We start from the raw sequence: 10,163 nt of genomic DNA on the forward strand, positions 1-10,163 counted from the left end.
CCCACCCCGGCAACCTTTCGCCCGCGCGCCGGGCCGCCGCCGCCATTTCGGCGTGAAGCGCCTTGTCGGTGATCATCCTTTCGAGGGCTTCGGCGAAACCCGCGCTGTCATCGACGGCAACCAGAATGCCGGCATCCGATGGCACCACGTCGGGAATGGCGCCGGCGCGGCAGGCAATCACGGGCACGCCCTGCGACAGCGCCTCGGCGAACACCATGCCATATCCCTCGTAACGGCTGGCGAGCGCGAAGATATCGGCCGTGGCAAGCAGCGCGCGGGTGTCATCACAGTCACCGGCGAGCAAAATCCTGTCATCAAGCCCGAGCGACGCGATCTGCCGTTCGAGCGCCTGCGCGGTCGGCGGGTCCATATCCCGGCTACCGGCAATGGTGGCGCTCCAGGGAAGGTTTTCGATCCGCTTCAGCGCGTCGATCAGCACATGATGCGCCTTGCGCGCGATCAACGAACCAATGGAAACGATATGCGGCGGATCGCCATCGCAGGCGGATACCGGCGCGGGGTCCGTACCGGGAAGCGCGACGGTGATGTCGTCCGGCGGTATCGAAAACCGGCTTTCAACCTCCCGCCCGGTCTCGGGCGATGTCACGACGATATGGCGAGCAAAGGAAAGCGCCTTGCGCTCGCTCTCATGCAGAACCGCCTGCAGGTCGGCGTCGAGCCCGGTTTCAAGCGCCAGCGGATGGTGGACCAGCGCGACAATTCTTAAACGGGAGGCCTCGCGGGCCGCCCAGTCGTCCAGAATGCCGAAGGCAAGCCCGTCGATCATCACCAGCGCCCTGTCCGGCAAAGCCGAGAGGAGACGTTCGGCGTTCTGCTTCACCGCCGAAGCGGGATGCGGAAAGCCATCGCCAAGCGCCAGCAATTCCACGTCCCAGCCAAGCGTCTCCAGACCCGCAACCATCCGCCGGTCATAGCCATAGCCGCCGGTTCTGGTTGAAAGATCGCCGGGATAGGCAAAGACAAGCTGGGCCGTCAAAGCGCGCCCTCATACCAGCCGCGGGCGGCATGGGATTCGTGGAGGGTCACGCGGATCTTGGCAATGCGGTGGCTGCCCGGCCCGAGCTTTTTGTCACCGACGGCGGCAGCGAGCTGGTCGAAGATGTGTTTCGCGATCACCTCGGTGGTCGAAATCTTGCCGTTGAAGGCCTCGACCTCATCGAGATTCTGATAGTTGAGCGGCTTCAGCACTTCGGCAAGCGTGGCGGTCGCCGCACCGATGTCGACGGCAAGGCCGTCATCATCGACATCCTCGGTGAAGAAGGCGGCATCGACCACGAATGTGGCACCGTGCATGCCCTGGGCAGGACCGAATACGGGTCGGGGGAGGCTGTGGGCGATCATGATGTGATCGCGGACTTCGACTGCAAACATGGCTTCTCTCTTTTTAGTATCGGATACGGTGGCAGAGCGTTTCCGGATCATCGATGATGTCGGGATAGGCCGCCGCGATGTCCTCGAACGCGGTCTCGCCGGAAATCAGCGCATCGAGGCGATCATCTTCAAGCAGGGCAATCGCCTTGGCCAGACGACGAGCAAACGTCCAGCGGGCGCGTCGAGCGGGAGGCAGCGCGCCGACCTGCGAACCGACGATAGACAGCCGCTGCGAATGGAAAGCCCCGCCGAGCGGCAACGTCAATTTCCTGTCGCCGTACCAGCTCGCCTCGACAATCCGGGCCTCGAAGCCTGCGTGATCCAGCGCTTCCGCGAGCGCTTCGCCGGAGGCGGAGGCGTTGATCAGGACATCGAACTCAGCATCGAGCGCGCCGCTTTCGGCAAAGGTCACGCCGAGCCTGTCGGCAAGCGTCCGCCGCGCCGGATTGCGGTCGACCAACACGACGTCCGTGCCGATGATCGCGGTGGCGAGGAAGGCGCTCAGCGCCCCGACAACGCCCGCGCCGAACACCGCCACCCGGTCGCCGGGCATGATTCCGGCATCCCAGACAATGTTCAGCGCCGTCTCCATATTGGCGGCCAGGATGGCGCGTTCCGGTGGCAGCGATCCCGGCAGCGGCGTGACCATGGCTTCCGCCACGACGGCCGCGCTTTGATGCGGGTGCAGGCAAAAGACGTTGCGGCCGGCCAGATGTTCGGGCCCGGTCTCCACGCGAGCCACCAGCGCATAGCCGTATTTCACCGGGAACGGGAAAACGCCCGCCATGTGCGGTCCGCGCATGCGATCGCGCTCGCTTTCGGGAACCAGACCGTTGAAAACCAGTGATTCCGTGCCCCGGCTGATGCCGCTGAAAAGCGTCCTGAGCATTACCGAACCCTCGTTGACCGCGCCGAGTTGTTCCACTTGCAACGCGCAGGTTCGCGCCGCCGGAAACCAGAGCGCCCGCGCCGTGTGGCCCGCTCGGTCATCATCGCCAAAACTTCCCTTCAATTTTCGACGCTCCTTCCGGCGAACACTTTTTTGTTAAAGTCCAGTCGCAGCGTGCGACTGGAACCAATCCACTTACGCGCTAATTACGTATTAGGTTCCAATGACTTCGACGCGCTGCACATTTTCGGACCAGAAAGCGTTGAAGGTTTTGTGACAAAACGATGATGCCGCCAGGCGGCGGAATCATACGCGTGCAACATAGCAGATCAACGCAGGAACAGATGGATAGGTTCAGTTTTCGAGTGTGCACCCCGGCAATGGAGATCGAACGGGCCGTCGCCGAACTGCGCTTCGGGCGCCCGGTCATTCTGGAGAATGGCAAGGAAAAGCATGCCGTGCTGGCGCTCGATTGCGCCGCGCCGGAGACCTATGATGCCTTCGGGGCCGCAAGTGAGGATCGACACGCGCTGTTCGTGACCGCGCAGCGGGCCCATTGCCTGGGCATTTCATCGAGCCTCGGCATCGCGGTGCCGGCGAGCACAATGTCGTTCGATGCCGCAGCCAGGCTTTCCTATGCGCTGGATGCCAAGGCTCCGGGTGAATGGCGCGAGGCCGATCCGGCCCTATCGGCCGCCGCGGAGCTGGCCCGCATGGCGCTGCTGCTGCCGGCCATGGTCTGCACGGAAATCAAGGACATCGAGGATCGTTTCGAGGCCTGCTACAGGCTCGACTGCGCCCACCTTTCAGATACCAGATATGCCCGCCAGGAATTCACCGAGGTCGTGCGCACCCGGGTTCCGCTGAAGGATCTCGGCGATGCGCAGTTTGCGGTGTTTCGCGGCGGGCTTGCGCAGAAGGATCAGATCGCAATCATCGTCGGAGATCCGGATTTCAGCCGTCCGGTGTCCGTGCGCATTCACTCCTCCTGCCTCACCGGCGACCTGTGCGGCTCGCTGAAATGCGATTGCGGCGACCAGTTGCGCAACGGCCTCGCCAATCTGAGGGCGGCAGGCGGCGGCGTGCTGATCTATCTCGATCAGGAAGGCCGCGGCACCGGCATCGGCTCCAAGATGAGGGCCTATGGCTATCAGCACCAGGGTCTCGACACGATCGATGCCGACGCCGAGCTCGGTCTCGAGCCCGACCATCGCCGCTACGAGGCGGCGATCGCGATCCTGCGGCTGCTCGGCATATCAAGCGTCGTTCTGCACACCAACAACCCGACCAAGATCGCGGCGATCAATGCCGCGGGCATAAAGGTGGTGGGGCGGATGCCGACTCATGGCAAGATCACCGCGGAGAACCTGAATTACCTGCGCACCAAGGCGTCGAAGGCCGATCACATATTCGACCCCGAAATGCTCGCGACAACGAAATAACGCCGAGAGCCGCATGACCGACAAGCCGAGCCCCGCACCGCCGCCGCACCTCAAAGCCAGCGCGCTTCTGGTGCTGGGCGTCGTGTTCGTCGCCGCGCTGGTTTTCTATCAGATGCTGGGCCCGCACCTGATGCTCGGACGCTGGGCGGTGATGTTCGCGGCGTTGCTGCTGTTTGCGATCTTCACGGTCGTTCTCAGCGCCCTGCCCTATCATCCGCATAGTTCTTTCGGCGCGGCCAATGCGATCACCGCAATCCGGACGGCGATCGTCAGCCTGGTGACAGCCTTCGTGTTTTTCGCCGCAGACATGGACGCGCATTCGGCGGTCTGGATCCTGATCGCGCTCGTGGTCACCGCCTTCGTCCTCGATGGCTTCGATGGTTATCTCGCTCGGCGGTTCGGCCAGGAATCCGCCCTGGGAGCGCGCTTCGACATGGAGGTCGATGCGCTTCTCATTCTGGTCCTGTCGGAGGCGGCCCTGATGCTGGGCAAGGCCGGGTGGTGGGTGCTTTTGATCGGGCTGATGCGCTATCTCTTCGTCGGCGCGCACTATTTCGTGCCGGCGCTGGGCGAGCCCCTGCCCCAGTCATTTCGCCGGAAGCTGATCTGCGTGGTACAGGTGGCAACGTTGTGCGTCATCCTCGTGCCAACGATCGTCCCGCCGGTCTCGACCGTCGCCGCGCTGATTGCGCTGGCGCTGCTGGCCTATTCATTCGCGGCCGACACCCTCTATCTGCTGCGCAAGAGCCGGTCATGAGGTCGCCGGTCTCAGGATTTGGCGATCCTGCCCCTGTAAAGCGAAACGGCAACCGAGATGCCGCCGGGCACGGCAGCGCCCGCCAGCGATATCACCCCATAAAGCAGGCTTGCTGCCACGCCCTCGGCGCTGGTGAAGCCGAAGAGCGGCCAGAGCGCGGCGGCGGCCGCCTCTCGCGTGCCCCAGCCGCCGATGCCAGCGGGAATCAGCATGGTCATCAGGCAAAGTGGTATGGCTGTGAAGGCCGCAATCGCCGGCAAGGGCGCGCCGACCGCGCGCGACGCGATCAGGAACACCGCGATATAGCCGCCGACGATCAACACGCTGAGGCCGCCCTGTACCAGCCACGCGCGGTCTTTCCAGAATACGGCGGCAATGTCTGCGCCAGCGGCGCGGAAGCGCTGCGGCAGCCATTCCGCCCAGAACACGGCGGCAATCAGAACGCCGACGATGAACACCGCGCTTATGCCCCATATCAGCGCATCAGCCTGATCCGGCAGGCGTTCGCTCAGGAACAGGGGCCAGGCGAGAAGACCGAGAAAGCTCAGCGCGAAGAAGGCGATCTGGCCGGACAATCTTTCCAGAAACACCGCCGCCGCCGGCCGTTTCCAGCCACCGACGCCTTCCATCCGGCTGCGGTAGGCGCGCACGGCATCACCCGCCATGCCGCCCGGCAGCACCAGATTGAGCGCGCTGCTGATGTAATATTCGCGAATGGCGAGATCGAGACCGATCTCCTGCCCGAGCCTTTTGGCCGTGAAACGCCAGCGGAAGGCCGACGCAATAATCTGCACCTGCACCAGCGCAAGCGCCAGAACAACGAGGGCGGGCGGCACATCGCTGAAGGCCGCGACCAGACGTTCCGGTCCGGTCAGAGCGATGAGCCCGACAAGCAGCGCCAGACAGGCGATAACCGAAACGGCGGCAAGTTTGTTCAAGCTCTGGTCCTTCGCAACATGCGGCCCGAAATTGCGCGCGCCGCCTCTCAATGTAACGTATGGCGCGCGGTGATGGTTTGATGACAACAAGCGACAGGCCTGACAAGGGGCCAACCGTCTCATCCCGGACGGGCTGGATCGCGTTCGTATTTTTCGTCGTCCTGAGTTTCGCCGCGCTGATCCTTCCGGATCATCCGGGCGCGTTCTACGGCGCCGCTTTCCTGCGGTTTCAGCTGGAAGTTCCCATCATGGCGCTGGCGCTGCTGATGCTGCCGCGCCGGGTCGCGACCATGGCGGCCGCTGTGTTCGCCCTTGCCGTCTTCACGCTGCTGTTCCTGAAGATCGCCGATATCGGCGTGCAATCCGCCTTCCAGCGGCGCTTCAACCCCTATCTCGACATGAAGATGCTGGCCGACGGCTGGAATGTCTTCTCCGGAACGCTTGGCGCATGGAAGGCGGGCCTTGTGCTCGGGGCGATCCTTGCGGGCTTTATCGGCCTTCTCGCGCTTTACTTCGGGGCGGAGCGGCGGCTGACAAGGCTGAGCAAGGCGCAAAAGCGCGGACCGGTGATCGCGGCGCTCGTTCTGCTCGTGATCGGCGTGGCGCTGAGTTTCGTCGAGACCCCGGTGCGAGCGGAAATGAAGGCCGTCGCCTATCTCGGCAACCGGCTGGCGCTGGTGCAGAAATCGGTCGCGGATATGCAGCAGTTCGAGCGCGACCTGGCCGCCGCGGATGAGGTCGCGTCCAGCAGCGACCTGTTTACCGCGATCAGGGGCCGCGACGTCATTCTCGTCTTCATCGAATCCTACGGGCGCAGCGCCGTGGAGGACCCGCTCTACAGTCCGGTGACGGTGCCGAGGCTCGGCAATGTCGAAGCCGAACTCACCGAAGCGGGCTTTGCCGCAGCCTCCGGCTGGCTCGTGTCCCCCACCATGGGCGGGCTGAGCTGGCTTGCCCATGGCACGTTTCTCTCCGGCCTGTGGACCGACAGCCAGGCCCGCTACGACCGGCTGATGATCAGCGACCGGCAGAGCCTGAACCGCCTGTTCCGCCAGGCCGGGTGGCGCACGGCGGCGGTCATGCCGGCGATCACCATGGACTGGCCGGAGGCCGCCTATTACGGCTATGACGAGGTTTTCGCGTCGGGCGATCTCGGCTATCGCGGCAAGCCCTTCAACTGGATCACCATGCCCGATCAATACACGCTATCGGCGTTTGATCGCTTGGTGCGCCAGCCCGCCCATGCAGACGGCACGCCGCTGATGGCGGAAATCGCGCTGATCTCAAGCCATGCGCCATGGACCCCGGTTCCGAGCCTGATCGACTGGAACGATGTCGGCGATGGCACGGTGTTCGACAGTCAGGCGGAAAGCGGAAAATCACCGCAAGAGGTGTGGTCCAACCGCGACGATATCCGCGAACACTATATCCGAACCATCGACTACTCGCTGCAGACGGTCGGCGATTACATCGCCCGCTTCGGCGATGACGCCGTCTTCATCGTTCTCGGCGACCATCAGCCCGCCCCGGTCGTCACCGGGCCCGATGCCTCGCGGGCGGTTCCGGTGCATGTCATCAGCCGGAATGCCGCCCTCATCGAACGCTTCGAGGCGGACGGCTTCACCGCCGGCATGATCCCCGCCCCGGACGCGCCGGAAACGGGGATGGACACGATGCGGGCGAAGCTCATCGATATCTTCGGGGAAAGCTCCGGGCCGGCGATGTAACGCCCGCCGGCCCGGAACAACGCCTATGCCGATGCCGAGCCTTCAGGGCTCGCTGCCACACTCTCTCGCCCGTCTCCCCTGAGCACGACGTAGATCGCGGGAATGATCAGCACGGTCAGCGCCGTGGACGAGGCAAGGCCGAACAGCAGCGAGATCGCCAGCCCCTGGAAGATCGGGTCGGTCAGGATCACGGCGGCGCCGATCATCGCGGCGAGCGCGGTGAGCAGGATCGGCTTGAAGCGGATCGCGCCGGCTTCGAGCAGCACGTCGATCAGCGGCCGGCCGGGCGTGCGCGCATGGCGGATGAAATCGACCAGCAGGATCGAGTTGCGCACGATGATGCCCGCAAGCGCGATGAAGCCGATCATCGAGGTCGCGGTGAACGGTGCGCCGAACAGCCAGTGACCGCCGAGAATGCCAATGAAGGTCAGCGGGATCGGCGTCAGGATCACCAGCGGCAGCTTGAACGAGCCGAACTGGGCAACGACCAGGATATAGATCCCGATGATCGCCACCATGAAGGCGGCCCCCATGTCGCGGAAGGTCACCCAGGTCACCTCCCATTCGCCGTCCCACAGCAGGGTCGGATGGGTCTCGTCGTCGGGCTGGCCGTGGAGGACGATGTCCGGCTTCGGCAGGTCGCCCCAGTCCATGGCATCAATCGCATCCTGTACCGCAAGCATGCCGTAGATCGGCGCTTCATATGCGCCGGCAAGCTCGGCCATCACCATTTCGGCGGCGCGGCCATTGTGCCGGAACACCGGATAGGATGCCGGCTCCTGCGTGACGCTGACGACATCGCCGAGTTCGACCACGCCGCGCCCGCCCGGCAGCGCGTTGGCCGGCACCGGGGTCGAGAGCGCGCGTTCATCAATCGTGTCGTGCTCCTTCGGCAGCGCAAGCCGGATCGGGATCGGCTGACGCCCGTCGCCGCGATGGGAATAGCCGACCGTCGCCCCGCCATAAAGATAGCTGAGCGTGTCATAAACGTCCGATTGTTCGACCCGGTAATATTCGAGATTGTCCTGATCGATGGCAACCCGCATCCGTTCCGGCCGGTTGTGATAGCTGTCGTCAAGATCGACGATGAACGGTACGCTCGCGAAAGCCTCGCGCACCTTGTCGGCGACTGCGCGCCGTGTCTCGGGATCCGGGCCGTAGATCTCGGCAAGCAGCGTACCCATGACCGGCGGGCCGGGCGGCGGCTCCACCACCTTCACTACCGTGCCCTGCGGCAGGTCGAGGCCATCGAGCCGTTCGCGCATGTCGAGCGCGATGGCGTGGCTCGCCCGGTCGCGATCGCCCTTGGGCAGAAGGTTGACGGCGACCTGCCCCTGCTCGGGATTGGCCCTCAGATAATAGTGACGCACCAACCCGTTGAAATCGAACGGCGCGGCGGTGCCGGCATAGGTCTGGAAGGAGACGATTTCGGGCATCTCCGCAAGCCTGTCGACAACCGATTGCAGCGCCCGGTCGGTATCCTCGACGGAGGCGCCTTTCGGCAGGTCGACCACGACCTGGAGGTCGGACTTGTTGTCGAACGGCAGCAGCTTGACGGTGACATCCTTGGTGTAGAACAGCGCAAGCGAGGCAAAGGTCGCCAGCGCCACCAGGATGATGAAGGTCCACGCCCGCGCCCGGCTTTTCAGAACCGGCCGCGCGACCGCGACATAGAACCGGCCGAGACGACCGCCGCCGGCAGCGCCATGGGCAGCGCCGTCGCCATGAGCTACCGCCTTGCCGCCGAGCTTGATCATCAGCCACGGCGTCAGAATGACGGCGACGAAGAACGAGAACAGCATGGCCGCCGAGGCATTGGCCGGGATCGGGCTCATATAGGGGCCCATCATGCCCGAGACGAACATCATCGGCAGCAGGGCCGCGATCACCGTCAGCGTGGCGACGATGGTGGGATTACCGACCTCGGCGACGGCATCGATCGCCGACTGGACGCGCGAGCGGTCATCCTTCATCGCCCAGTGGCGGGCAATGTTTTCGATCACCACGATGGCGTCATCGACCAGGATGCCGATGGAAAAGATCAGCGCAAACAGCGAGACGCGGTTGATCGTGTAGCCCATGATCCACGAGGCGAAGAAGGTCAGAAGAATGGTTGTCGGAATGACGACGGCAACCACCAGCGCCTCGCGCCAGCCGATGGCGATGCCCACCAGCACGACGATCGAAACGGTCGCGAGCGCGAGGTGGAACAGCAGTTCGTTGGCCTTCTCATTGGCGGTCTCGCCGTAATTGCGCGTGACCGTCATTTCGACATCGGCGGGGAAGATCTGGCCGCGCACCTGCTCCAGCCTGTGCACGATCTCCTCGGCAATCACGACCGCATTGGTGCCGGGACGCTTGGCGATCGCCAATGAGACGGCGGCGGCGCGATCCAGCCCGTCATCCGTGCGGCGGATATCGGTGACGCGGTGTTCGGCCGGCGATGTCGCGAGCACCACGTCTGCAACATCGCGCACATAGACCGGACGGCCATCGCGCGCCGTCAGCAACAGGTTGCCGATCTCCGGCAAAGTCTGCAACGTCTGTCCGGCGATGACAGGAAGCTGGCCGCCGTCCTCGCGGATCGTGCCGACCCGGAAGGAGCGGTTGGCGCCCTGGACCTTGGCGGCGAGTTGCTGCAGCGTGATGCCGAACAGCGACAGGCGCTCGGGATCCGGCTCAACGCGGAACTGTTCGGGCTGTTCGCCGACAATATAGGTAAGCCCGATATCCGGCAGTTTGGAGACTTCCACCTGAAGTTCGCGGGCAAGCCGGGTCAGATCGTTTTCCGTCCAGCGCCCCGCGGCCTCCGGAGTCGGTCTCAGGGTGACGACGACCGCGGCCACGTCGTCAATGCCGCGGCCGACGATCAGCGGCTCGGGAACGCCGACCGGGATGCGGTCCATATTGGCGCGGATTTTCTCATGCACCCGCAATATCGCGGTATCGGCGTTTGTGCCGACCTCGAAACGGGCGGTGACGAGCGCGCCGTCATCATCCGTCTGCGAATAGACATGC

The 10,163-nt window shown here is 64.3% G+C and carries 8 protein-coding genes; 3 read left to right on the forward strand and 5 right to left on the reverse strand.

The window, feature by feature from the left end:
- From B4E36_RS20715 to B4E36_RS20725, 3 genes are all read right to left on the reverse strand, one after another.
- The coding region (locus B4E36_RS20715; RefSeq protein ID WP_345900772.1) for a glycosyltransferase family 4 protein at nt 1-997 on the reverse strand (997 nt) is incomplete at its 3' end.
- On the reverse strand, nt 994-1,392 hold the full coding sequence (locus B4E36_RS20720; protein WP_292055551.1) for a 6-pyruvoyl trahydropterin synthase family protein: 399 nt from the start codon (nt 1,390-1,392) through the stop codon (nt 994-996). The genes B4E36_RS20720 and B4E36_RS20715, both read right to left, overlap by 4 nt.
- A gap of 13 nt (nt 1,393-1,405) precedes the next feature.
- A complete protein-coding gene (locus B4E36_RS20725; RefSeq protein WP_292055553.1) occupies nt 1,406-2,404 on the reverse strand; it encodes a zinc-dependent alcohol dehydrogenase in 999 nt (332 codons plus the stop codon).
- A gap of 221 nt (nt 2,405-2,625) precedes the next feature.
- On the opposite strand from B4E36_RS20725, the gene ribA reads away from it, so the two are divergent.
- The gene (gene ribA / locus B4E36_RS20730) at nt 2,626-3,723 is read left to right on the forward strand and encodes a GTP cyclohydrolase II RibA (protein WP_292055554.1); all 1,098 of its coding nucleotides are present in this window, start codon (nt 2,626-2,628) and stop codon (nt 3,721-3,723) included.
- Between the two features lie 13 nt (nt 3,724-3,736).
- Nucleotides 3,737-4,480 carry a CDP-alcohol phosphatidyltransferase family protein gene (locus B4E36_RS20735; protein WP_292055555.1) on the forward strand — a complete coding sequence of 248 codons (744 nt, stop codon included), beginning with the start codon at nt 3,737-3,739 and terminating at the stop codon, nt 4,478-4,480.
- Nucleotides 4,481-4,491: 11 nt separating this feature from the next.
- Here B4E36_RS20735 and B4E36_RS20740 read toward each other — a convergent pair whose 3' ends face one another.
- Entirely contained in the window at nt 4,492-5,418 is a 927-nt protein-coding gene (locus B4E36_RS20740; protein WP_292055556.1) for a lysylphosphatidylglycerol synthase transmembrane domain-containing protein, read from the reverse strand.
- 80 nt (nt 5,419-5,498) lie between these two features.
- Here B4E36_RS20740 and B4E36_RS20745 point away from each other — a divergent pair, with 80 nt between their 5' ends.
- The gene (locus tag B4E36_RS20745) at nt 5,499-7,145 is read left to right on the forward strand and encodes a sulfatase-like hydrolase/transferase (RefSeq protein ID WP_292055558.1); all 1,647 of its coding nucleotides are present in this window, start codon (nt 5,499-5,501) and stop codon (nt 7,143-7,145) included.
- Nucleotides 7,146-7,168: 23 nt separating this feature from the next.
- On the opposite strand, the gene B4E36_RS20750 is transcribed toward B4E36_RS20745, so the two are convergent.
- Nucleotides 7,169-10,163, reverse strand: a 2,995-nt coding sequence (locus tag B4E36_RS20750; protein ID WP_345900773.1) for an efflux RND transporter permease subunit, incomplete at its 5' end; no start/stop codon positions are given.

The sequence above is a fragment of the Martelella sp. UBA3392 genome (assembly GCF_002358775.1).
Classification (GTDB): domain Bacteria; phylum Pseudomonadota; class Alphaproteobacteria; order Rhizobiales; family Rhizobiaceae; genus Martelella; species Martelella mediterranea.

Coding starts and splice junctions, on each gene's coding strand:
- ribA (WP_292055554.1), top strand. CDS start 2,626: ATGGATAGGTTCAGTTTTCGAGTGTGCACCCCGGCAATGGAGATCGAA.
- B4E36_RS20745 (WP_292055558.1), top strand. CDS start 5,499: ATGACAACAAGCGACAGGCCTGACAAGGGGCCAACCGTCTCATCCCGG.
- B4E36_RS20735 (WP_292055555.1), top strand. CDS start 3,737: ATGACCGACAAGCCGAGCCCCGCACCGCCGCCGCACCTCAAAGCCAGC.
- B4E36_RS20720 (WP_292055551.1), bottom strand. CDS start 1,392: ATGTTTGCAGTCGAAGTCCGCGATCACATCATGATCGCCCACAGCCTC.